This is a genomic window from Paenibacillus pectinilyticus (assembly GCF_001700435.1).
GTDB classification, from domain to species: Bacteria; Bacillota; Bacilli; order Paenibacillales; family NBRC-103111; genus Paenibacillus_E; species Paenibacillus_E pectinilyticus.
Genome location: NZ_LYPC01000030.1, coordinates 287,432 through 311,372 on the forward strand (window position 1 = coordinate 287,432; position 23,941 = coordinate 311,372).

Annotated in this window: 17 protein-coding genes; 12 read left to right on the plus strand and 5 right to left on the minus strand. The window is 47.2% G+C overall.

The genetic code is table 11. From position 1 onward, the window contains the following. Window positions 1–220: 220 nt before the first annotated feature. From A8709_RS33025 to A8709_RS33060, 8 genes are all read left to right on the plus strand, one after another. On the plus strand, window positions 221–1,525 hold the full coding sequence (locus A8709_RS33025; protein ID WP_065859320.1) for an ABC transporter substrate-binding protein: 1,305 nt from the start codon (window positions 221–223) through the stop codon (window positions 1,523–1,525). Window positions 1,526–1,594: 69 nt separating this feature from the next. Beyond that, window positions 1,595–2,476, plus strand: coding sequence for a carbohydrate ABC transporter permease (locus tag A8709_RS33030; RefSeq protein ID WP_065859322.1), 882 nt, complete (start codon window positions 1,595–1,597; stop codon window positions 2,474–2,476). A gap of 8 nt (window positions 2,477–2,484) precedes the next feature. Continuing rightward, the gene (locus A8709_RS33035; RefSeq protein ID WP_065859324.1) at window positions 2,485–3,300 is read left to right on the plus strand and encodes a carbohydrate ABC transporter permease; all 816 of its coding nucleotides are present in this window, start codon (window positions 2,485–2,487) and stop codon (window positions 3,298–3,300) included. A 129-nt stretch (window positions 3,301–3,429) separates the two neighbouring features. Then, the gene (locus tag A8709_RS33040; RefSeq protein ID WP_065859326.1) at window positions 3,430–7,080 is read left to right on the plus strand and encodes a glycoside hydrolase family 2; all 3,651 of its coding nucleotides are present in this window, start codon (window positions 3,430–3,432) and stop codon (window positions 7,078–7,080) included. Between the two features lie 307 nt (window positions 7,081–7,387). Next, window positions 7,388–8,311 (plus strand): NAD(P)/FAD-dependent oxidoreductase, encoded by a 924-nt coding sequence (locus tag A8709_RS33045; RefSeq protein ID WP_065859328.1) that lies wholly within the window; start codon window positions 7,388–7,390, stop codon window positions 8,309–8,311. A 57-nt stretch (window positions 8,312–8,368) separates the two neighbouring features. Next, window positions 8,369–8,632: a glutaredoxin family protein gene (locus A8709_RS33050; RefSeq protein WP_065859330.1), complete on the plus strand. Its 264-nt coding sequence runs from the start codon at window positions 8,369–8,371 to the stop codon at window positions 8,630–8,632. Further along, window positions 8,629–9,198 (plus strand): peroxiredoxin, encoded by a 570-nt coding sequence (locus A8709_RS33055; RefSeq protein WP_065859332.1) that lies wholly within the window; start codon window positions 8,629–8,631, stop codon window positions 9,196–9,198. The genes A8709_RS33050 and A8709_RS33055 overlap by 4 nt, the downstream gene beginning before the upstream one ends. 106 nt (window positions 9,199–9,304) lie before the next feature. Beyond that, window positions 9,305–9,568 (plus strand): hypothetical protein, encoded by a 264-nt coding sequence (locus A8709_RS33060; protein ID WP_065859334.1) that lies wholly within the window; start codon window positions 9,305–9,307, stop codon window positions 9,566–9,568. 76 nt (window positions 9,569–9,644) lie between these two features. Here A8709_RS33060 and A8709_RS33065 read toward each other — a convergent pair whose 3' ends face one another. Next, window positions 9,645–10,700 carry a LacI family DNA-binding transcriptional regulator gene (locus A8709_RS33065; RefSeq protein WP_065859336.1) on the minus strand — a complete coding sequence of 352 codons (1,056 nt, stop codon included), beginning with the start codon at window positions 10,698–10,700 and terminating at the stop codon, window positions 9,645–9,647. A gap of 265 nt (window positions 10,701–10,965) precedes the next feature. Here A8709_RS33065 and A8709_RS33070 point away from each other — a divergent pair, with 265 nt between their 5' ends. Next, window positions 10,966–14,082, plus strand: a complete 3,117-nt coding sequence (locus A8709_RS33070) for an alpha-amylase family protein (protein WP_065859338.1) — start codon at window positions 10,966–10,968, stop codon at window positions 14,080–14,082. Between the two features lie 1,493 nt (window positions 14,083–15,575). Here the strand turns inward: A8709_RS33070 and A8709_RS33075 are convergent. Beyond that, complete coding sequence (locus A8709_RS33075) at window positions 15,576–15,812, minus strand: AbrB/MazE/SpoVT family DNA-binding domain-containing protein (protein WP_065859340.1); 237 nt, start codon at window positions 15,810–15,812, stop codon at window positions 15,576–15,578. Between the two features lie 236 nt (window positions 15,813–16,048). Between A8709_RS33075 and A8709_RS33080 the strand changes: the two genes are divergently transcribed. Then, a complete protein-coding gene (locus A8709_RS33080; RefSeq protein WP_208607786.1) occupies window positions 16,049–17,134 on the plus strand; it encodes a Gfo/Idh/MocA family protein in 1,086 nt (361 codons plus the stop codon). A 44-nt stretch (window positions 17,135–17,178) separates the two neighbouring features. Here A8709_RS33080 and A8709_RS33085 read toward each other — a convergent pair whose 3' ends face one another. Genes A8709_RS33085 through A8709_RS33095 form a run of 3 tightly spaced genes read right to left on the minus strand, consistent with a single transcriptional unit; the run spans window position 17,179 to window position 20,486 of the window. Continuing rightward, complete coding sequence (locus A8709_RS33085; protein ID WP_065859342.1) at window positions 17,179–18,042, minus strand: transglutaminase family protein; 864 nt, start codon at window positions 18,040–18,042, stop codon at window positions 17,179–17,181. After that, on the minus strand, window positions 18,039–18,998 hold the full coding sequence (locus A8709_RS33090; RefSeq protein WP_244163379.1) for an alpha-E domain-containing protein: 960 nt from the start codon (window positions 18,996–18,998) through the stop codon (window positions 18,039–18,041). The genes A8709_RS33085 and A8709_RS33090 overlap by 4 nt, the downstream gene beginning before the upstream one ends. 33 nt (window positions 18,999–19,031) lie before the next feature. Further along, complete coding sequence (locus A8709_RS33095; RefSeq protein WP_065859344.1) at window positions 19,032–20,486, minus strand: circularly permuted type 2 ATP-grasp protein; 1,455 nt, start codon at window positions 20,484–20,486, stop codon at window positions 19,032–19,034. A 348-nt stretch (window positions 20,487–20,834) separates the two neighbouring features. Between A8709_RS33095 and A8709_RS33100 the strand changes: the two genes are divergently transcribed. Continuing rightward, entirely contained in the window at window positions 20,835–23,042 is a 2,208-nt protein-coding gene (locus A8709_RS33100) for a methyl-accepting chemotaxis protein (protein ID WP_065859346.1), read from the plus strand. Window positions 23,043–23,246: 204 nt separating this feature from the next. Continuing rightward, the gene (locus A8709_RS33105) at window positions 23,247–23,777 is read left to right on the plus strand and encodes a hemerythrin domain-containing protein (protein ID WP_065859348.1); all 531 of its coding nucleotides are present in this window, start codon (window positions 23,247–23,249) and stop codon (window positions 23,775–23,777) included. Window positions 23,778–23,941 lie beyond the last annotated feature (164 nt).

Sequence of the window (23,941 nt, forward strand, 5' to 3'; positions counted from 1 at the left end):
CTCTAATTGTACCATTTTCTATAAATAGGGATCAATAACCAGAAGCAAGTGCGTGAATTTAAGGATTTTTTCCAATAATTATGTGTCTTGTGAGAGTCCATCATTCATACTACGATGAATACAGGCTTAGCATACGGCTTGAATGACAGCCATTCTACTTTGTTTTTCAAGCTTCTTGCCGTGTCATCCATATAACCATATAAGGGGAGTGAACGTTTCAATGAGAACAAAGAATTGGTCCAAAACGAGTATGGCCGCCATTCTCGGCATGATGATCGTATCAAGCGGTTGCAGCAGCACAAGCACGAGTTCAACATCGGATACAAGCAAACCAGCTGAAAGCAGTTCAGGCAATCCAGTCGTCGTTAAAGCTTGGTATCATCAATATGGCGAGAAAGAGGCGGTGGATTTCCTCAATAACTGGACGGCCGATTTCAATAAAAGCCAAAGCAAGATTAAGTTGGAGACCACGATCGTTGCAGGCGGAGTTGCGGATTATTATTCCAAGCTCAGTACGGCATTTGCAAGCGGAGCGGGACCGGACTTTTTTGAAATGGATGCTTCGGACTTCTCTAAGTATGTAAGCTCAGGCATTGCTGCTCCACTGGATGATCTTATCGCCGGAGATGTTCGTAAAGATTTCAACGAAAAAGCATTAGCGGGAAATACATATAATGGAAAATTATATGGGATGCCTTTCATCATTGACGCGATTGGTTTGTACTATGACAAGGATGTACTCAAGGCTGCGAATATTCAGCCTCCGAAGACATGGGATGAGCTGCGCGATGCGGCTAAGAAGCTGACCACACCGGAACGCAAAGGTTTCACGCTTAGCCCGATTCGCGGGGGCTATGAGAATTATGAGTTCTGGCCTTTCTTATGGGCTGCAGGCGGCAATGTGCTTGACGAAAGCGGCAAGAAGTCGACGTACGATAGCGATGCTACACGTAAAGCCTTGCAATTGTATCGCGATTTGGCGAAGGACGGATCGATCTACACGACGCTGCAGACGGACAGCTGGGATATTAACTACTTACTCAGCGGCAAAACGGCCATGCAGCTTTCTGGTATTTGGGCTACACCAACAATTGAAAAATCAGGCAAGAATATTGGCTTAGTACCATACCCAGCTGTAGATGCACAAGGCAAACAGACCTCAACACTCGGCGGCTGGAACATGGTTGTCAGCTCCAAGGGTCATCAAGCAGAAGCGAAAGAAGCCATCCGCTGGTTCTGGCTTGAGGGGACGGATCGGATGGGGCAGTTCAACACCATAGGCGGTTTCCACCTTGCGCCCCGCAAATCCGTCTTGGATGCGAAGAAGGATATTTACAGCAAACCAATTTACAAAGATTGGGTGGATACGGTCGTTCCATTAGGACGTAAGGATTTATCACTGCCTCCAGAAATCGTAACAGCTACGAACGACGCCGTGCAAGACGCACTATTTTCTATGGACCGCAGTATCGATACGATTGTGAAAGATACAGATAAAAAAGTGAAAGAAACGCTTGCCAAATAAATCTTCAAATGCGTAAGCAGGTGCGGTGAAACGCCGCGCTTTGCTTATGAAATAGAATAGAGGGATAGCATGAACAAATTGGGTAGGGAGCAATGGATCGCTTACTTATTTATGTCACCAGCCGTACTGCTGCTGCTTGCATTCGTCTTCTTCCCGTCCATGTACGCTTTCTTTGTCAGCTTGCATGATTGGAACTTACTCGGGGGAAGAAAATTTATTGGGTTCGGCAACTATACGCGACTTTTCGATGATACTTATTTCTGGAGATCCTTATGGCGCTCTGTCATGTATGCGTCGATCGTCGTGCCACTCGTTTTTATTTTCTCATTCGGTCTCGCGCTGCTAGTGCGTCACATTGGCAGGTCGAGTAACTTTTTCCGTACGCTTTTCTTCTTCCCGAATCTCGTTTCTACGGTTATCAGCGTACTTATTTTCCGCTTCATTCTGGATTCGGCTCCTTCGGGGTTGATGAACTATCTGATCAGTTTCCTAGGTTTTGAACCCGTCTCATGGCTGGGAACGACCGGTGGTTCATGGTTTGGACTCATCAACGTGTTTTTCTGGACGTCTATCGGCTTCTACATGCTTATTATGCTGTCAGGTCTACTCGACATCCCTGTTGATTTTTATGAGGCTGCGCATATCGACGGGGCTAATCGGTGGCATTCATTCTGGCATATTACGGTGCCGCAGATGAAGAACTCGATGACATTTGTGTTTATCGTCAACATTATCAATGCCTTCCAATACTTTGACCTGTTCCTTATTATGACGAAGGGTGGGCCGGCGAGGGCGACTGAAATTACTGTGCTTTATATTTACAATCTGGGCTTTGGCGAGTTGCGTCTTGGCTATGCTTCAGCGATATCGTTCTTGCTGTTCCTGCTCGTCTTCGTGCTAACGCTTATCCAAGTGAAGGTATTCCGAGTCAACAAATCAGTGAATCAATAGGAGAAGCTATGAGACAAAAAAAACCATTCCTGCTTGTGCTGGCCATCTTTTACACAATTGTTTCCCTGGTGCCAACGTTATGGATGGTGTCAGGCTCACTGAAGTCACAAAATGACTTCAATCAGTATCCACCAAGGTTTATTCCGCAACAGATGCACTTTGACAATTTCACGAAATTGTTCAACTCTTTTCATTTTGATGTGTACTTGAAAAATACGATCTTCGTTACCGTTGCCATCGTCCTGCTTTCGCTGCTCGTGAATTCGATGGCTGCATATGCACTAGCAAGACTGACATTTCCGGGCCGGAATATCATATTCATGTTCGTGCTTGGATCTATGATGATTCCGTTCGCCACGTATATGATTCCGCTGTTCATGGTTATTCGGCAGCTCGGGTTAATCAATAATCTTTGGGGTATTGTTGTTATCGCCATCGCTCATCCCTTCTCCATTTTCCTGCTGCGACAATTCTATATGAATTTCCCTAAAGAACTGGAAGAAGCAGGGCGGATTGATGGTCTTGGACTGATCGGTATTTTCTTTCGACTCATCGTGCCAACGTCGAAGCCAATCTTCACCACGGTAGGACTTCTCGTTTTCATTTGGAACTGGAACAACTATGTGTGGCCGCTTATCGTAACGAATGATAAATCGCTCTGGGTGCTGCAGCTTGGCATTACCAGCTTTATGAGTGAGCACTCGGCGGAATTCCAAATGGTTATGGCAGGTTCCATCGTAGCCATCTTGCCCATTGTTGTGTTGTTCTTCTCTTTGCAGCGTTTTCTTATTGAGGGGATTTTATCTTCGGGTATCAAAGGTTAAAAACCAGCAAGAGACATGGGAGTCTCAAGGAAAGGAGGTGAAAGTTGATCTTAAGGTCTATATGTGGCAGGTGAAATTAGATTGAGTTTGTCATGTAGAGGGTTGTATACAAGAAGAGGAGGATGATTCATGAGGACAAAAAAAGGGTTGAGTATGTATCTAATTGTCATGATGCTGATTACCTGTATCGCGCAATTTGCACCCCAATCGGCAGAAGCCAATGCAGTTTGGCCAAGGCCCCAGATTGTGCCAATACCGACTTCGGTATCCGGCGTTGCGAATCCTGTCATCAGTTTGAGCGGAACTTGGAAATTCAATATGACGACTCCGGCAAATTTTTGGCAGAACACCACGGATCCATCAGCATGGAGCGATATACAGGTGCCTGGTGAAGCTTATATGCAAAATTTTCAAATCATACAGAATTATGAATACCCTTACAAAAAACAAATTAGTATTCCTGCGGATTATAGCGGCAAACGGGTTATTTTAAGATTTGAAGGGGTATACAGTTATGCACGGGTGTGGGTAAACGGAAACTATGTCGGAGACCATACTGGCGGTTTCTCTGGGTGGGATGCCGATATAACCAACTATGTCACTCCAGGGCAGTCAGTATGGATTACGGTAGGCGTTACCGACAAGTCGAATGATATTTCAAACGAAGATCAATATGCAAAGCATAACATCGGGGGCATATTGAGAGACGTCAAGCTTATAGCCTTGCCTCAGAGCTATGCAACCAGATTGCAAGCATCAACCGATTTTGATGCAACGTATACGAACGCAACCTTGAATGTAACAGGAGCAGTATACTTTAACGGCGCAAGCAACGGGACGCTTAACTTTAGCCTGAAAGATCCACAGGGAAATAATGTGGTGCTTAGTCCAAGTTCGCTGAATCTTTCGGCATCGACGAATGAAAGTACGGTTAGTATTCCTGTCACTTCACCGCAGAAATGGGATGCGGAGCACCCTAATCTGTACACCTTAACAACAAACTTAGTTGTTGGAGGCTCTACTGTACAAACCCTTACGAAGAAAATAGGCTTCAGGAAAGTCGTTAAGAGCGGTAACCAAGTATTCGTAAACGGAAAGGAAATTAAGCTAAGAGGCGTCAATGTGCATGATATAGATCCCTTATTGGGTCGTGCAACGAATGATGCACTGGATGATGCGACGGTAGCAAAATTTGCAGAAGGTAACATCAATTTCATCAGAACCTCCCATTATCCGCGTTCAGATGCGTTTCTTGATGCAGCAGACAAGTACGGTATATATGTAGAGGAAGAAAGCGCGGTAGTTTGGCAGGGCGCTGAATTTGGCACGAATCCGAATACCATAAGTGATGCGAACTTTACGGCTAGTTATATGAATCAGTTTTCCGAGATGCTTGAAAAAGATTTGAGTCATCCTTCCATTATCATTTGGTCGCTTGGTAATGAAACGGCTTGGGGATCTAATTTTCAGAAAGAACTTGATTATGCCAAAGCGGAGGATCCAACGAGACTTACCATTGTAAGTTGGGGGAATACAGCAACCGACATTAATAGTTCCCATTATCCGAACTACAATGGCAATTTTGCCCCATCTGCAACGCAGCCAACACTGCATGATGAATATGTTCATGTGAACGCTTACAACACAGCTACGCAGCAGCGAGATCCGAATACCAGAAATTTCTGGGGAGAAAGCATTAAGAAGTTCTGGGAAAACATGTTCCCAACTACCGGGTCGCTCGGAGGCGCGATCTGGGCTTCTACTGACGAGGTTTTTGAGTCGCCAACTTCGAGTGGTGGATATGGTGAATGGGGTATCATCGATGGCTGGAGAAGGGATAAGCCAGAATTCTGGTTGACCAAAAAGGCCTACTCTCCTGTTCGTATAACGGATGCACCTGTTGCGAATCCAGGAAGCGGCAATACGCTTCAAATTCCAATCAAGAACTGGTTTGATCATACCAACTTCAATGAAGTTTCCTTTAACTGGAGCGTAGGTTCTGATTCAGGCAGCATAACGAACTTGAACATAGCTCCGCATGGAAATGGTACACTCGTCATACCAGCACGAAACTGGCAGAACGGCGATATTTTAAATATTCAAGCAGTTAAATCTTCCAAACTGATAGATGAATACAATTTGACAATAGGAACACCAGTGAAGACGTTCCCAGCTGTTCAGGGGCCAGCTCCAACAATAACCGATAACGCTTCAAACATTACCGTGTCAGGCTCCAACTTCAATGTCGTATTCAGTAAGACTACGGGACAGGTAACAAGCGGAACCTATAACGGAAGCACAATTATTGTTGGTGGACCGAGAATAAATCTGGCTCCGGTCGATCTTCCAGCATGGACGCTTTCCACGATCAGCCAATCTGTGCAAGGAAACCAAGCCGTGATTAGCATTTCCGGCGCATATGGGACTATGGGGGCCAACTTTACGGTAAGTATAGATGGCGCCGGACTCGTTACGACTGGATATAGTCTGACTAATCCGCTAGCAGGGGCCAAAGAGACTGGGGTTATCTATGATGTTTCAGGTTCAGTCGATCGATTGAGCTGGGATCGGAAGGGTTTATGGTCCGCTTATCCCGCCGACCATATTGGCAGGAATACGGGAGTGGCTAACAAAGTTAGCGGAAACAACGATACGTACAGAGTCAAACCTACTTGGTCATGGTCACAGGACATGAAAGACTTCTTCCTATTTGGCAGCAATGATATCGGAGGACGCGCCACGAATGATTTCAGAAGCCAGAAGGAATATATCACGTATGCCTCGGCTATCATGGCAGGCTCTAATAACCGATTAAGGGCCGAATCGGACGGTACGGCAGCGGTGAGAATGGAGCTAAATAAGAATTGGATGGATGATAGGGATGCCTCCATTACGTACAGCGGAACATGGACAGCTTTTAGTGATGCAGGAGATTACAAAGGTACGGAAAAGTACAGCAATACGATAGGTGCATATGCCCAATATACATTTTCAGGCACGGGCATAAGTTTCTTAGGACCTAAGAATAATAACTTAGGTACAGCTGATATTTATTTAGACGGTACACTGGTTCAATCTAATTTGAACCTCTATGCGACAAGCAAGAATTTCCAACAGGTACTGTATAGTGTTGCTGGACTGTCCAATGGTACGCATACCATCAAAGTTGTTGTAAAAAGCGGGTACGTTGTCGTTGATACCTTTGTACCATCAGGCGGAACATCCCCTAGTATTGCCATGGCTATTAATAATCAATGGGGCTATGACGATTTGGCTTGGGGTAATTATACTACTTCGATTACAGTTCCTTCGGGTTACAGCAACACGGTTAAGATGAGACTCACGGACAATGACAGCTATAGCGTCACCTATAACCCTGTCACCGTAACAACGAATGATAACACAACAGGCACAGGGAACAACCAGTTCAATTATGTGGGAAGCTGGTCCTACTTCGGAAGTCAAAGCGGAGCTTATCAGACCGATAACCACTACTCAAACACGGCAAACAATTACTTCCAGGTGGCGTTTAACGGTACCAAGATACAGTGGTATGGCGCCAAAGCAGCGAATGTAGGCATAGCGGCAGTATCTATCGATGGGGGAGCAGAGATCAACGTTGATCAGTATGCATCAACTAGGTCCGACAATGTCCTTCTGTATACGAGTCCGACCCTAACAAGCGGACCGCATACGCTTAAGGTGAGGGTTACAGGTACGAAGAATGCGAGTTCATCCGGCACATTTATTACAGCCGACAGGGTGGATGTAACAAATTAAGGTATTAACTGATTAATAATTCGTATTTGAAATGATTGAGCCGTCAGGGGGTTGAACTGACGGCTTTTCTGCATTCTGTCCCTCAACTGAAAGCTGATTTTTGAGATCAAATTCAAATTCATTTGGCAAATCTCGAAAATTGACCATCCTGATTCAAAGGGTTTTCCTCTCTCCTCCTGTTTTCCTCTTCTTAATTATAATTATTATAAAAAAGGATTGACTTTCATTTAATATTATTTATAATAATTATTATCTGATATCGATTATCAATGAATTATAGATAACAACTTGGAAGGGGTGCATCGCGATGTATGATGTCATTATTGTTGGAGCTGGGCCCGCGGGCGCTTCTGCAGCGATTTATACAGCTAGAGGGAACTTGAAAACGCTCGTGATTGACAAAGCCCCCAATACCGGAGCTTTAGCGATTACGCACAAAATAGCTAATTACCCCGGCGTGATTGGCGAATTGTCAGGGAAAGATTTGCTGGATACGATGCGCGAGCAAGCCAAGGGTTTTGGTGCTGAATTCATACAAACGACAATCACGGATGTGGATGTGGAAGGTGACACGAAGTACGTGTTCACCGCCGATGGGATGTATGAGGGCAAATCGATTATCATCGCAACGGGATCAAAGGGCCGCAATCGCATGCTGCCTGGTGAGGAGAACTTGATGGGGCGCGGCGTAAGCACGTGTGCCACCTGTGATGGTGCTTTTTTCGAAGGGAAAACGGTCGCTGTCATCGGGGATTCGGAAGAAGCGCTGGAAGAGGCGCAAGCTTTGGGTAAGTTCGCTAGTCACATCCACTTTGTTGTACCGCGCCCTGAACTCCAAGGCGTTCATCACGTACCAGAGCTTACGGGAACGAACATTCTTTATAAAACCAAACCCCTAGAAGTGCTAGGCGACAATCAGGTTCAGGGTCTGCGAATTCGGACAAGCTCGGGTGCTGAGGAAGTGCTAGCGGTGGATGGTGTGTTCGTTTTCCTATCGGGCAGTAAACCAGGTACCGATTTCCTTCAGGATCAAGTCCCCCTAGACGAGGATGGCTTTATGATTTTAGATAGCTCGATGCAGTCTTCGGTCCCTGGTGTGTTCGGGGCGGGAGAAGTCAGACGTACACCTGTTAAACAAGCCGTTGTAGCTGCTGCAGACGGCGCGATTGCCGCGATGGCTGTCGATAAATTTATTAACAAACGGGCTCAATTGATCCCGCAATACAAATAATGCACACGATGTGTGTGCCGAATAAGCAATAATATATATTTGAGGAGATGAACGAACATGTCTAACGTTATCGTATATTCCAGCACGAACTGCCCTTATTGCCAACAATTGAAGAAATATTTAACGGATCAAAGCGTTGCTTATGAAGAAAGAAACATTGATCTGAATGATCAATTTGGCCAAGAATTGCATGATATGGGCTTGATGTCCTTGCCTGTCACGGTAATTGGCGAGCATAAGATTCTGGGGCTCAACGTCACAAAACTCAAAAAAGCACTTGCCGAGATCGCAACCACAACGGAAGAGGAGGTTACACAATGACACAACTAACAACCGTACAAGCTACTCATCCATGGGCTAAAATAGGGCTTCCTGCACCGAATTTTTCACTTCTTTCGACGAAAAATATGGAGACGCTCGAGGAGAAAATCTCGCTAGAGGATTACCGTGGAAGATGGCTCGTGTTCTTCTTCTGGCCTTTCGATTTCACTTTTGTGTGTCCGACAGAAATCACGGCATTCAGTGACAACTACGAGGCATTCCTTGAGCTCGATTGCGACATCGTCGGTGCTTCGGTAGATAGCATCTACACGCACCGTGCATGGACGCAAACGCCGCGCGATCAAAGCGGTATCGGCCCTGTGAAATTCCCATTGGTCAGTGATTTCTCCAAAGAAACAGCACGGGCTTATGGCGTCCTAGACGATGAAACGGGCGCGGCGCATCGCGGATTGTTCATCATCGATCCTGAAAGCGTTCTGCGTTATCAAGTGGTAACGGATATGAACGTTGGACGCTCGGTTGACGAAACACTGCGAGTGCTCCAAGCGCTGCAAGCAGGCGGACTGTGTCCAGCGAACTGGAAACCAGGCGATCGCACCTTGTAATAAGAGGCCTCAACTGTCATGCCGACGGTTGGGGCTTTCCTGTATTCTGAGCGCTATTTGAAGTATAATAGAACGACTACAGGCAGATAGTGAGGTTGGGTGCAGCATGGCGTCCATTGCGGACAAGGTATTTATGGGTTCATTAATTTTGATGATGGTGGCCGTGGTCATTAGCGGTGTCGGTTTTCAATTCATGAGTTGGAAATCACAAGTCAATGATGAATTAGATGCGGAAACGAAAACAAGCAGCTCGCGCAAGAAATCCGTCATGGATCGTCAAGATCGAAGCTTGAAACGAATCGGGCGTTCCTACTTATTCTGGATTGCGCTGGCGGGAATGCTAATTTCAGTTGGGCTCAGTTATTTATAAGATAGATGGCTAGTCTGAAAAGTGTAAAGGTACTCATGTTTGTCATGAGGCCTTTACGCTTTTTTGGTGTTTGTCGTTACCCTGAGTCGCGGGCAATGAAGCGTGCAGATAAAACGACTTTCTCAGCTTGTCTGCCTGGATGCTGCAGCCGGTAGAGCAGCGTTTCGACGGCACGAATGCCTAGCGATTCCTTGCCTAGCTCAATGGTGCTTAGCGGTGGACTCGCATAAGCGGCTGCTTCAATGTTATCGAGCCCAATGACTTTGACGGTATCGGGAACGTCGATGTTGTGGCGTTTTAACAAGGGGATCAAGGTTAGCGCCAGCTGATCATTTGCGCAAATGAAGCCATCCGGCATCGACTCCACGGTTAAGGCTGCGACCTTGCGTTCTATTTGTTGGTGGGTATGAGGCTGACCGAACGTAATGTGCCATTTCTTCAAATGATAGGGCTCAGCTGGTCCAGCCATGTCCTCGATTGCCATGCGGCAGCCCCACCAGCGTTCTTTGAAGCTGATGGCGAAATGATCATCGCCAATGAAAATAATACGCTTCGCTCCAGCGGAGAGCAGGCGTTGACAGGCCATTTTGCCAGCATCCAAATTGCTGTTTAACACACTGTCCACCTCAACGAGTGGTTCATCATGGTCGATCAGTACGAGCGGGATGCCCGACTGCTTCAACGAAATGACGGACTGAGCTGGAAATGTTCCTGCGAGTAACTGCCCTATGCAATGCGAGGGATCGAGATAGGAAGGCATTTGCAATTGCGGCTGCTGATGTGGTGCGACAGGGACAAGCAGATGTTCATAGCCTAACGCTTTGGAGGCCGTTGCGATACCGCTGAGCACCTTTCCCCAGAAGGGGTTATCCTGTAAGTAGGCCGATTGAATCCACACAAGGATGTAGGGAGTGACCTCAGCTGTTGTGTGGGTTTGTTCCCCGGCCACGTGTTGGATCGGCTGTTGACTATGCTGCTGCTGGATCAAATACCCCATCGCTTTCGCGGTCTCTTGAATACGCAGCCGATTCTCTTCGCTGACACCTGATTTACCCGAGAGGGCTTGAGAAACCGTAAACTTGGACATACCAAGTCGGTCTGCAATTTGCTGCATGGAAATCTTTTTACCCATGATCGTCATCCTTTAACTATAGAAGAGTTGAAAATTATCGTGCCGAAGCTATTCATGTGTATAACAAACCTAACGAATCTATTGTTCCTGATTAGGGTGGTAATGTCAATAAGATAAGCGAGACTGTGGAATGTGAAAAAAACATTGACCTATCTCCTGAAAGTTAGTAAATTATGTGCATGAATATTATTTGTTAGGCTAACAAAAATAACAAAACATAAGTATTGAACAAATTTTGATACACATTCCTCTGGAGGTTGAGACGATGAGTACGACGATTATTTTTTATGATGATTCATTTCCATATGAAGGAACACGACCTGACGAGAAGGCGGTTGCACAGCTTGCAGAAATCGGACGTGTGGTTGGTGCAAAGGAGTTAGAGGAGGCTCTGGCGCAAGGCGCAGACAATTTCATTCATCTGCATGGTCGCTATTTCCCGAAGTCAGCGTGGAACGCTATTTTGGGACATGCGCGCAAGGGCAAAGGATTCGTACATGTCGGCAGTGCACCTTTTCGAGTACCAGCGTACCTTGGAGCTGATGGCTGGGAGCTGGAGATAGAGCAAACGACGTATCATCAACAGCTTCAGATTCATGAAATATTGCCTGTGGATGATGCACCTATTGCCCGATATGCGGCGCATGTTGAACTGCCTTTGCTAGCTGACAAAGAGGCGTTACTCACGATCCAACCGACGGTTGGATTTGCCTTGCATGTGACACGGACGGATGATCATCCAGGTCAAGTCGGCTCAAGCGGACCGATGGATGCGCATATCACGCCATTGCTCAAAGGGATTTCAAACGCAGGTCGCGAAGTCGCTGCACCGATTGTACTCCTTGAGAACACGAAGGGTTCGTTCGCCGGGGGTCGTTGGATTTTTGCCAATATCGTAACGGACGATACCTTCTGGAGTAACGGAGGAACAGCGTTATTGGCTGATTTGGCTGCTTTTACAAAACGCGGTGTGACCGAGATTTGGTTCAAGCCGAACTATGCCTGCTATGATCCTGGGGATCGTGCCTCTTTGACCGTTCAATTGCAGACGCTAGCGCTTCGGACGGGAGCTAGTTCAGAGAATGTTTCATGGACATTCGAGTTGCAAGTGATGAAAGAGGGGAATGCGATCCCGATCTGGACGACGGAATTCAGTATGAATGCGTCGCGCGAGCTCTCTTTTAAAAAGGTGAACATGCCTATCGATATCGAAGCGGGTTACTATACCGCGATTTGTACAGCTGTTGCGAATACAGGGGAAACGCGTACGTTTAACCAAGGCTTCTGGGGGTACGATGCCGATTTGCTGCGCGAAGGTACGCCTATGTCCTGTGACAGGGACTACTTCTGGAAGGACGGGCGTCCGCTCCCGATCGTTGGGATGACGTATATGACGAGCGATGTTGCGAGGAAATTCCTGTTCTTGCCGAACGTTTCCGTGTGGGACCGTGATATCGCGCAAATGGTCAAAGCGGGCATCAACCTGCTGCGTACAGGAATTTGGTCGGCGTGGCGGCAAGTCATGTTCGTGGACGGGCACCCGTATGAGGAAGTGCTGCGGAGCATCGATGCTTTCATTTTGACGTGTAAAAGACATCACATTGAAGTCACGTTTAATTTCTTCGCGTTTACGCCTGAGCTATGGGAGGGTGTGAATCCGTATTTGGATCCGCGCAGCGTGGAAGCGCAAAAGCGATTTATTTCCTCAGTGGTGTCCAGACATAAGGAAACGACGAACGTGCATTGGGATTTGATCAATGAGCCTTCGATGTTTAATCCGAACAAGCCTTTTGCTGGACCGCAATCTGCGCGTGATCCTTTTGAACATGAGGCTTATGTAGCTTGGCTGGAGAATCGTCATGGAGACATTCGCAAGCTGCAAGAGCGCTGGAATATGTCGCCAGATGAACTGCCTAGCTTCGCTAGCGTGCGTCTGCCAGATGCTTCGGAAGTGAACATGAACACAACGGAGAGTGTGGAGAAAAAAGGTAATCCATGGCTGGACTACACCCTGTTCACCATGGATATGCACAATCGTTGGGCGAAGGAATTAATCGCGACGATCCGCAGTATCAACCCGGCGCAATTGGCGACGGTGGGTCAGGATGAAGGCTTAGGCGCGCAGCGGCCATCGCCATTTTTTTACGCAGAAGCTGTGGATTATACAACCGTGCACACGTGGTGGCTGATGGATCAGCTAGTTTGGGACGGGATTTTCTCCAAGGCGCCGACGAAGCCAAGCTTGATTCAAGAAACGGGCATCATGTACGTGGAAACGGCAGATGGACGAGCGAAGCGCTCGGAATATGAGCTGCGTAATATTCTGGAGCGGAAGTATGCGTATGCTTTTTCTACGGGCGGAGCGGGCGCTGTGCAGTGGATTTGGAATATTAACTACTATATGAATAATATCAATGAGTCGCATATCGGAGCGCTTCGTGCGGATGGGACGGAGAAGCCGGAGGCGGATGTATCGTATGATTTCGGCGCATTCATGGGCGAGATCCGTGATCTGTTCGTTGGCCGCAAGTTAGAGGATGTGGTGGCTGTATTCCCGTATTCGAATGATTTTTCCACGCGAAAAGTTGCTGGAGACGCCACAGCCAAGCTCACTCGTACACTCGCTTATGAGATGAATGTGCCGTTCCGTGGCTTGAGCGAGTATCACTTGGAGGCGCTGGCGTCCGATCAGCCGAAGCTGATTATCGTGCCGAGTGCGCATAACTTCAGTGATGCCGCGTTGGAGACTTTGACGACGCATGTGCGTGAGAATGGTGGAACCTTGCTATTTACAGGGCCGCTAGGGTTGAATGAGTACTGGGCTCCTACGCCGCGTTTGACGGATATTGTGGGTGAGACGGTTTTAAGTAATATTGTGCGGGAAGAAGCCATGGTGTTGGATGGCAAAATGATGCCTGTGTCCTTCGGAGGCGCTCGCATCGCTCAGTTGAATAAAGAAGTCGCGTTATCCGACGACGGAAGCTGGAACTCGCAGCATGGCATCGTATGCAGCTACGAGCTAGGGAAAGGGCAATTGATCTGGTGCCCATTGCCGGTTGAGCTGAACGAGCGTGGGGATGCGCTTGAGAAGCTATACTCCTATGCGATGAAGCAAGCGGGTGTTGGAGCGGAGCTAACGTGGGTGAAAGGCGGGCAGCTGCCAGGGATTTATGGGCGTAAGCTGAGCTTCGAAGCGGGCGCGTTGTTGATCTTCGTCTCCGAGTTCGGCGTGGACACGGAGATTGAAGTGACGGACCCGGCAACGGGCCGGAGCTATGCGTTCGAGCTGGAAGCCGAGCGTACCGTGATGTTCGCGGTGAATCGCGAAGGCGAAATGCTGGCCGTGTACCGACCTGAGCAGGTTCAGGTGGAGATGAGGTAGAGGCGAGCGGGAGCGAAAGCGAGAGGGAGAGGGAAGGCAAGTTGAAAGGGATGTGTACCGCGTGAGTGGGATTTGTGGAATGTGGATATGAGTAAAGAGTGAGTGGAAAATGCAGAATGTGGAGATATGAGTGACGAGTGAGTGGGATATGCAGAATGTGGCGATGTGAGTGACGAGTGAGTGAAAAATGTAGAAAGTGAGTAAAGAGTGTGCGGAAATTGCAAGTTGTGGCGGTATGTATAACGAGTGAGTGTGCGAAAGAGTCCTTGTGCGAGAAGTTTCTCGTGCAAGGACTCTAGTTTTTTGAGTGGGAAATGCTTGTTGTTCAAAAGGGATAGTCACTCCAGAAGATTGCATATTACAGTGGGGTAATCAGTCATAGATAGGCTTTAAGGTACGACTGGTTATAAGTAGAAGAAATCGACTTACAAGTGTGCGAAAGAGGCAGGACGAGTGTGTAAGTCGAAGAAACCGACTTGCATGTGTGAGACAGAGGCAGAATGAGAGTGTAAGTAGAAGAAAACGACTTGCACGTGTGAGACAGAGGCAGAATGAGTGTGTAAGTCGAAGAAATCGACTTGCACGTGTGAGACAGAGGCAGAATGAGTGTGTAAGTCGAAGAAATCGACTTGCGTGTGTGCGACAGGGGGAGAATGAGAGTGTAAGTAGAAGAAATCGATTTGCACGTGTGCGACAGAGGTAGAATGAGAGTGTAAGTAGAAGAAATGGATTTGCACGTGTGCGACAGAGGCAGAACGAGTGTGTAAGTCGAAGAAATCGACTTACAAGTGTGCGATAGAGGCAGAAAGAGTGTGTAAGTCGAAGAAATCGACTTGCATGTGTGCGACAGAGGCAGAATGAGAGTGTAAGTAGAAGAAATCGATTTGCGCGTGTGCGACAGAGGTAGAATGAGAGTGTAAGTAGAAGAAATCGATTTGCGCGTGTGCGACAGAGGTAGAATGAGAGTGTAAGTAGAAAAAATCGATTTGCACCTGCTCCGCAGAGGCGATATGAGCCAAGATAGTCGGGAAACCCGACTATCTCAAGCTCCCCAGAGGCAAACCGAGCCAAGATAGTCGGGAAATCCGACTATCTCAAGCTCCACAGAGGCAACGTGAGTGAAGATAGTCGGGAAACCCGACTATCTCAAGCTCCCCAGAGGCAAACCGAGCCAAGATAGTCGGGAAATCCGACTATCTCAAGCTCCGCAGAGGCGATATGAGCCAAGATAGTCGGGAAACCCGACTATCTCAAGCTCCACAGAGGCAACGCGAGTGAAGATGGTCGGAAAACCCGACTATCTCAAGCTCCGCAGAGGCAAACCGAGCCAAGATAGTCGGAAAACCCGACTATCTCATGCTCCGCAAGGTAACCCGAGCCAAGGTAGTCGGTATTGCAAGCCCCCCGGCTCTGCCATACACAAAAAAGCCCCTCAGGACACCACCTGAGGGCTTCATAACATGCTTCTTAGCGGTAGTTGTGTTCCCGATCCCCTAGGCAATCTCATCAATGCAGGTACCGCAAACAAGCTTACCCTTGAAATAGGTCATATTCTCGAAGTTTCCACAAAAGACACATGCGGGCATGTATTTTTTGAGTGTGATCCGCTCTGGATCGACGTAGACTTCGATGGCGTCACCGATATCAATATGCAGTGTGCGTCGCAGCTCAATAGGTAATACAATCCGACCCAACTCGTCAACTTTTCTAACAATTCCCGTCGATTTCACACGTTAGCCCCCTTTAATTTATGAACGAAGCATCCTCAAATCTGTGTAGTAAGGTATTCCACATTTGAACTCAAATTCCTTTTATTTACTACTTGTGATTTCGAAATAAGTGATGCAATTGAGGTGGAGGTATTTGTGTCCCGAGGTTATAATGAAAACGTGTGCATTGGAGAATGAGGAGAACGAGGTCATGAAGAGAATACATCTTTTAACCAAAATCAAGGGAGGCATTTGACATGGGGATAACCAGATTCAGTTTGGTCGGCGGAGCAGGCTTTCGCGCACAATATTATCTGCGTATTGCACAGGCCCTGCCTGAACATTTTCAAATAAGCGGTATGGTAGTAAGAGACGAGTCGAAAGGCAAAGAGATGGAGCAGAAATGGGGGACTGCGACCTATCGGACGCTTGAACAGCTGCTAGCGAACGAAAAGCCGGACTTTGTTGTCGTATCCGTTAATGTTTCCGAGGTCGTTAACTATGTCTTACAATTGGCGGAGTTAGGCATTCCTGCTTTGTTGGAGACGCCTCCTGCACCTGATCTTGCGGGACTGGAGCAGCTACATAAGCAATTAACGCTTCATGGTGCACGTGTCCAAGTGGCAGAGCAGTATCAATTTTATCCGATGCAAGAAGCACGGTATGGGTTGATTCAATCCGGTCAATTAGGCAGAATTACGGAGACAACGGTATCGATTTCCCAAACGTATCATGCGGTAAGCTTAATGCGGAAGATGCTGGGGATCACTTACGAAGAAGTTAACATTAGAGCCATGCGCTTCGAATCGAATTGGGTTCAGGGTCCTACGCGAAGTGGGCCGCCGACGGAGGATAAACTTATTCCTTTACAACGCGATTTGGCGTGGCTGGATTTCGGCGATCGACTGGGGATTTATGACTTCACGAATAACCAGCATAGGTCATGGGTGAGATCCAATCATTTATCAGTGAGGGGAGAACGGGGCGAAATCTTTGATGATCGTGTTCTGATTCAGCAGGATTCGTGCACGGAAATGCGCCTAGACCTTAAGCGAATGAACAGAGGGGAATTGGAAAACGCCGAAGGCTATTACTTGAAAGGAATTCTTTGTGGCGAACGCTGGATCTATGAGAATCCGTTTGCACCAGCAAGGTTGTATGACGATGAAATCGCGATTGCCACCTGTCTGCAAAAAATGGCCGATTATGCGCGCGGCGGAGCTAGCTTCTATAGTCTTGCAGAGGCTTCGCAGGATCATTATCTGGGGATGATGATTGAAAAAGCGATTCAAACAGGGGAAACGATCACAGCGGGGCCCCGCTGCTGGGCAACTGCCACATAGACGTGGTGCATGCCAGCAGACATTGGCCCTTCGACATTGATCATTTAATCAACGAGTTTAACATCGACAATGACTTCCAAATTCTGTGTACCTGAGCCGCGATAGACACCTTTGACAGGTACGATATCGTTGTAATCTCGGCCGTGACCGAGCTTGATATACCGCCAATTGACTTCACAATTGTTCGTCGGATCGTAACCGAACCATCCGGATCCAGGGATGAGACATTCCACCCAGGCATGGGATGCTTGCGTGAAATCCGCACTGCCTCCTTGCAGGTCACCAACGAAATGGTAGCCGCTCACGTACCTGGTTGGGATGGCTTTATCTCGGCAAATCGCGATCATAAAATGTGAGTAGTCCTGACAAACACCACGTCGTAACTTAAGCATTTCGCCAACGGTGGTTCCCACGGACGTAGCCGAGGGGTCGTAGGTGAAGTCGCGATGGATCGTGGTGTAGATGGTGCGAAGCAGCTCATACAAGCTTACATTTTCATCGACAATTGCATCTGAGTATACCTTGAGTTCTGGCGTTAGCCCCGTATAGCTGGTGGGCAGCAAGTATTCGGCATACTCGTTCTGGAAAACATCGCCGAGCCGCTGTGCTTTATCTTCATACGGAGAGGGAACGGCCACAGGGTTATTATCGTTGACTTGCGTTACGACCGTGGAGACCATCTTAATCGTGAGCTCACGATGAAATTTATTGACTGTAAAGGCATGTACGCGATTATGAAAATAATCGGAGTACGTGAAGAAGGCGGAGACGGGCTCCGTTGTAATGGCATGATGATAGCAGGCCTGACGACCGTCCGTTAACGGGGTAAGCCGGATTTCATTGACACTGTCCTGTGCGGAGTCGGTGTAGGAGTAGCGAGTAATGTGGGTGATTTCCAACTTTTTCATGCAATAACCTCCTCCCGAGAGGGAAAAAAGACTTTCGACATCCGTGCGCCCATGAGGTTGCAGGAATCCAGAAGTGTTTGTAATGTCGACTCTAACTTGCCAGACTTTAGATCATCTTCATCCATACAGGCGAGGTTCGCTTTTACTTTGCCAGCGAGCTTGGCGAGCTTATGCACCGCGTGATTCAACTCTGGATCATCCAATTGAATGCCATTGAACGAACGTTCCAAGGATTGAATGGAGAAAGAGACGGAGCGCGGGAAGGTCTCATTTAACAGCAGAAATTTAATAATACTGTTCAAATTAACCGTGTCCGCATACTCTTTGCGGTACGATTCGTAGCCGCTGACGGATTTGAGGACGGCGAGCATAAGCGGATAGGAGGAGAAGTCCTCCTTGGCATACTCGGAGCAGAGCGATTGCAGCAACCGAAGCAGATTCTCTGCTCGTTCTAAGTAGCGGCCCGCCTCGACGAAATGCCATTCATTCTCACGAGGCATAACGGACGTGGCTGCGCCTTGGAACATAGAGAGCGTATCGCGAATAAAGCGATAGAAGAGATGAGGCGAATCATTCGTGATATCGCGGACTTCTTTTTCTTTGAGCCATAAATAGAGGCCATTCATAATGTCCCAGAGCTCAGAGGGCATTTTCTCACGAATATTTCGCAGGTTGGCCCGTGCATGGTTGGTGCATGCGAGCAAGGAATTCGAATTATTTTTATCCAGCGTAATGTACTGGAGCACGTGCTGTTCGGTGAAGCTGCCATACTGTTCAATAAACGCAGCGCGATCACCAATCGTATCAATTAATCGGCTCCAAGATTGACCATTGCTGGCCTCTTTATCCTCACGGATATGATAGTACACGTCGATTAGCCTAGCGTGGTTCTCTGTTCTTTCCGAATATCTACCGATCCAGAATAAAGCTTCCGCTGTACGTCCCATCATTACCATGTCTCTTGGCCTCCATTCGAATTATACGTCACGTTAACGAATGACCCACGTATCCTTACAGCCCCCGCCTTGCGATGAATTCACCACGAGGGATCCTTCCTTCAAAGCAACCCGTGTAAGTCCGCCGGGAATCACTTGAATATCTTCACCCGCAATGACAAAAGCACGCAAATCAATATGCCTAGCCGCCATCTGACCCTCCATCATGACAGGTGCTCGCGATAATTGGATCGTGGGTTGCGCGATATAGCGATCCGGGTTTGCGATGATTTTAAGCCGAAAATCAGCGATCTCAATGTCCGAAGCCGACGGTCCAATCAGCATGCCATAGCCGCCTGAAAGAGAGGTTTCTTTGACAACCATTTCATTCAAATGCTGTAGAACATAGTCCCGCTCATCGGGGCGCGCGAGAATATACGTAGGTACATTGTTCAGAATAGGTTCTTCATTCAAGTAGTAACGAATCATATCAGGTACAAAAGCATAAATCGCTTTATCATCCGCGACACCCGTTCCAGGTGCATTGACGATGTTGATATTACCGGCGCGATAAGCGTTCATGATGCCAGCGACACCAAGCATAGAGCTCGGATCGAAAGCGAGTGGATCTAGGAAATCATCGTCAATGCGGCGATAGAGTACGTCAATCTGACGAAGTCCTTTGATACCGCGGATATACACTTTATGGTCAATGACAACGAGGTCGTGCCCTTCAACAAGCTCTAATCCCATTTGTTGAGCGAGGAACGTATGCTCGAAGTAAGCGGAGTTATAACAGCCTGGTGTCAACAGTCCTATGACCGGATCTGACTTACCAGAAGGACTCAATTTACGAAGTGCGGTCAGAAACACATTTAAGCTATGCTCAATATCTTGAATGGAATGAGAGAAGACGAGTTCAGGGAATAAATGCGTCATAATCGATCTGCTTTTGTATAAATAAGAGAAGCCTGAAGGGGAACGCAGGTTATCTTCAAGAACGAAGTATTCCCCGTGCTCATCTCGAATCAAATCAATCCCAGAGGCCGTAATATAAACATCATTGGGTATAGATAGTCGCATCATCTCAGGGCGGAAATAGCAGTTAGACAGCACCATTTTCCGAGGAATAATCCCATCTTTCAAGATGGCTTGATCATGATAAATATCTTTGAGAAAAAGGTTAAGTGCCTTAACTCGCTGCTTCAATCCGCGTTCTAGCTTCAGCCATTCATCTTGCGGAATAATTCTAGGAATCGGGTCAAAAGGAAGCGTGCGCTCCAAAGCCTCCGTTTGATCTGGGCTGTACAAGGTGAACGTAATGCCTTCTTCCATCATTCGTTTCATGGTAGCTGATTGACGCTTGCTAAGATTACCAGCTTTCATCGACATAAATTGAAGGAAGACACTTTGATAATGGGGTCGAACCGAGTACGCGTTCATAAACATTTCATCAAAAAAAGGACGAGGATCATAAGGGGTAGTGACCAGATTCTCAGGTTTGGACATCGCAGCTCCCTGGTTTCATCTTTATGCTTTCGGAAGCTACATGAAGCTATGGGCCCGAAGCAGAAACCAGGCCTCCTTTCTGATCTAAGTTCTTTATTTGTTAGATAAGTTAACACTTTGTAATGGTGAACTCTGGTTTTCATACTATTGTAAATTTTTCAGAAAATTATGTCAATATAGCTTACATATAAAAATATCGACAGAATTCATGTTAATTTTGTAAAAGAAAGCGATGCTCTTGAATATTCAGTAATTTATCTTGCTTATCTCACCAAATCGCTATAAAATTGTCGAATATGATAAATGTTAAATAAAGTCACAGCAAATGTGATAAGAGGGGGCTGCGGTATGTTTGATTGGCTGGGATTTAGAAAAGGTCTGCCTTTGTGGTGGTCTTACCGCCTGAATCGTCATATCAAAGAGGATGTTGAGCATATTTTTGAAGGTATAGCTCACACACGAACAGAAATTTTGCGCGGCTGGGCCAAAGCCTACTGGTCTAATTTGGATCGCTTGCTCGAACAATTAGCACAAGCTGAGCCTGTGATTGAGCCTTTACCGAAGGATCCTTCGATTGTTGGAAGACTGCTTGCTGCTTCAATGAAGAGTGGGGCCGATTTCTCGGAAGTCTTTATTTTGAATAGCCAAGCTTCTGTAATATATTCCACACACGCAGCACATGTTGGTAGATCCTATGCCTCTGGCGGTGTCTTGGGCAAAGGATTAGACGAATCGAAAAAAGGCGTGAAATGCTTATTCGGGCCATTCTCCGATCCGTTAACGCTGCAAATTGGGCCAAGCACGTCACCTTTTCATGATGCGATGACGATCGCTTTTATAGCTCCTATTGTGGTGAATGGGGAGTGGCAAGGTGCGGCGTGCGGTCGTGTGCCGAATGATGTGCTCGGCGATCTGATTCAACGCGAATCAGGCCATGTGTATCCTGACTCCGGTGACAACTATCTCTTCATGGCGAAGCCCGTGTTAAATAAACAAATCGTCCCAGGGACCGCGTTATCACGCAGCCGTTTTGAAGATTTGACCTTTACGCATGGGGACAATTTGAAGGATGGCGTTCGTACGGATTATGGCATTGTAGGCGTAAAAGAGCACACGGAGCTTGAACTCGTGTTCACGGATCCTGCGACTGGACAACTACATCCGGGTGTTGCTGGAACAATTGCTAAGGGAAATAATTTATTCGTAGAGTTCCCCGGATATTCCGATTATCGACATATTTCTGTTATTGGAAAAGGGGTAACCTTCCAACTGCCGCATTGCCCGGACGTATGGGGGATGATGTGTGAGGGGGATTTGGAAGAAGTTTACCGGATTCGTTCGATCGATTGGAAAATGTTTTCCTTACAGATGCGATTTATTGCTCTGTTGATGATTGTCTCGGCCGCTGGATTCTGGTTGTTGAATGGGCATGTATCCAATGGTCTTGGTGCGGTGATTATGGCGGGAGCAAGTTTAGTATTTGGCGGAATTGGCGCCAGCGTGATCAGACGTAAGGGAAGTAAGCCAATTGCGAGACAGCTTGGGAAGATCAACAAATTTATCCGCATTAATGCTGAGGGCAAAGGGGATTTGACTCAGCGTTTAACGGTGAATGATTTCGCAGGGGATGAAACGCGGGATTTGGCCAAATGGATCAATAATATGATCGATTCACTCGAAGGCATTATGCTGCAGGTGAAGCAAGCGGCCGCAGAGGTTCAAGTCAGTCAGGAATTGATGAATGAATCGACAGGCTCTACCGAGCAATCGACTGGACGGATGAGTACGAAAATCCACGATATGATTCGCTCGCTTCGTGGGCAGCTGAAGGATATTGATGTCGCGAAGGATGTTACGCAAAATATGAGCGGAACCTTGCGCGAGTTGGAGCAGAAGGCTTCGGGTCAAATCGCTGTGGCGCAGGATGAAGTAGAGCGCATCGGTCAGAAGATGACAGATATTTCGGCGAAGGTTGCGCAAACGAATCAGACGATTCAAACGTTTCTGCAAACGACACAGGAAATTCCGAAGCTGCTTAAAGTTATTGAGGAAATTTCCGCACAAACGAATTTACTTTCCTTAAATGCTTCTATTGAAGCGGCTCGTGTAGGAGAGCATGGGAAAGGCTTTGCCGTTGTAGCAGGTGAAATACGCAAGCTGGCTGATTTGACGAAGAAATCTACGATGGAGATCAATGAAGCGATTGAGCATATCGAGGTTCAAGCGAATGAAGCTTTCGTCTCCATGGAAGAAGGCACGAAGGTTGTTCTGGAGGGGACGCAGATTGTTGCTGCGGCTTCTGAAATTCTTAGCAGCGCGAATGCACACGATACCATGAAAACGCAGGTGGTCGAAGAAGTGGTCGCGCTGATGGAGAAGATTGCAGCGGTGAGCAAAGAGAACCGCCAAATATCGGCGGAGGTTGAGCATACGGTGCAGGCGCTTCTGCAAGACATGCATCATGTGCGTCAAACGACCGGGGATGTTGGTGCAATCACACAGTCGATGCTTCGACTGGTCAACCAGTTTCATTTGACGGAAAGCCGAATTCGCTAAACTGCTAATCATAGACATTTCTTTCGCATGATAAGAGCCCCATCCCGCATAGACTGATAATGCGGTATGGGGCTCTTATACATACGATGCCAGTTTTTTAACGAAAACTTAAAGCTAATGCTTACGAAGAGAGTTTCTAAAGAAACTTTAAGGTGAATGCTTACGATGTAAGTTTTCTAACGAAAACTCAAAGGAGGATGTCGAATGAGTGACCGTTTGAGCATTCAAACGAATCGGGCGGATAATGTGAATCCTAGTGAATTTAGAATGCTGGCCCAGCGTTTGAAGGAGGAGCATGTGCAAATGCGTGAGCAGCTCTCCGACATTCGTACGCTGGCTGCGGCTTTGTACTCCCTTGAAGATTGCTCAATTGGAATGTGTCGGCTAATCGAATTGCAGGACGGAATACTTTCCTTAGTAGAAGAATTAGAGCAGCATTCGGAATGGGAAGAGTCTGTGTTATTCCCGAGTCTGCAGTCCTATTTACATCCGACGATGGCGATCTCCGTGTCGCGCTCCATTCATGTGTTGGAGCAAGATCACGATTTGGCCAAAAGAGTCGTACAGTCATACGTCAACGGTGTCAATGCGATGAGCGTGCCGATCGACATGGACTTCGTCCATGTGATGGCCTCTGAGTTATTGACGGCGTGCCTCATTTTGTTGAAGCATTTTACGCTGGAAGAAGAGCTTGTGTATCCGTTGATTGATCGGATCATGGATGAGATAGCCTGAGTCCCTACGAAGCTTGCTTCAAGTAACTGGAAAACATACAGTTAATCTGGCTAATTCGCTTACTTGAATCGAATAACGACAAAAATGCTCTTAGAATTAATAGTGGACGTCTCTTAGTGTAGCAGTAATAATAATCTTAACTATGACTAAGAGGTGTCAGTCCA

Coding starts and splice junctions, on each gene's coding strand:
- A8709_RS33070 (WP_065859338.1), top strand. CDS start 10,966: ATGAGTACGACGATTATTTTTTATGATGATTCATTTCCATATGAAGGA.
- A8709_RS33050 (WP_065859330.1), top strand. CDS start 8,369: ATGTCTAACGTTATCGTATATTCCAGCACGAACTGCCCTTATTGCCAA.
- A8709_RS33105 (WP_065859348.1), top strand. CDS start 23,247: ATGAGTGACCGTTTGAGCATTCAAACGAATCGGGCGGATAATGTGAAT.
- A8709_RS33100 (WP_065859346.1), top strand. CDS start 20,835: ATGTTTGATTGGCTGGGATTTAGAAAAGGTCTGCCTTTGTGGTGGTCT.
- A8709_RS33030 (WP_065859322.1), top strand. CDS start 1,595: ATGAACAAATTGGGTAGGGAGCAATGGATCGCTTACTTATTTATGTCA.
- A8709_RS33035 (WP_065859324.1), top strand. CDS start 2,485: ATGAGACAAAAAAAACCATTCCTGCTTGTGCTGGCCATCTTTTACACA.
- A8709_RS33090 (WP_244163379.1), bottom strand. CDS start 18,998: ATGGTAATGATGGGACGTACAGCGGAAGCTTTATTCTGGATCGGTAGA.
- A8709_RS33060 (WP_065859334.1), top strand. CDS start 9,305: ATGGCGTCCATTGCGGACAAGGTATTTATGGGTTCATTAATTTTGATG.
- A8709_RS33080 (WP_208607786.1), top strand. CDS start 16,049: ATGGGGATAACCAGATTCAGTTTGGTCGGCGGAGCAGGCTTTCGCGCA.
- A8709_RS33055 (WP_065859332.1), top strand. CDS start 8,629: ATGACACAACTAACAACCGTACAAGCTACTCATCCATGGGCTAAAATA.
- A8709_RS33085 (WP_065859342.1), bottom strand. CDS start 18,042: ATGAAAAAGTTGGAAATCACCCACATTACTCGCTACTCCTACACCGAC.
- A8709_RS33095 (WP_065859344.1), bottom strand. CDS start 20,486: ATGTCCAAACCTGAGAATCTGGTCACTACCCCTTATGATCCTCGTCCT.
- A8709_RS33065 (WP_065859336.1), bottom strand. CDS start 10,700: ATGGGTAAAAAGATTTCCATGCAGCAAATTGCAGACCGACTTGGTATG.
- A8709_RS33025 (WP_065859320.1), top strand. CDS start 221: ATGAGAACAAAGAATTGGTCCAAAACGAGTATGGCCGCCATTCTCGGC.
- A8709_RS33040 (WP_065859326.1), top strand. CDS start 3,430: ATGAGGACAAAAAAAGGGTTGAGTATGTATCTAATTGTCATGATGCTG.
- A8709_RS33045 (WP_065859328.1), top strand. CDS start 7,388: ATGTATGATGTCATTATTGTTGGAGCTGGGCCCGCGGGCGCTTCTGCA.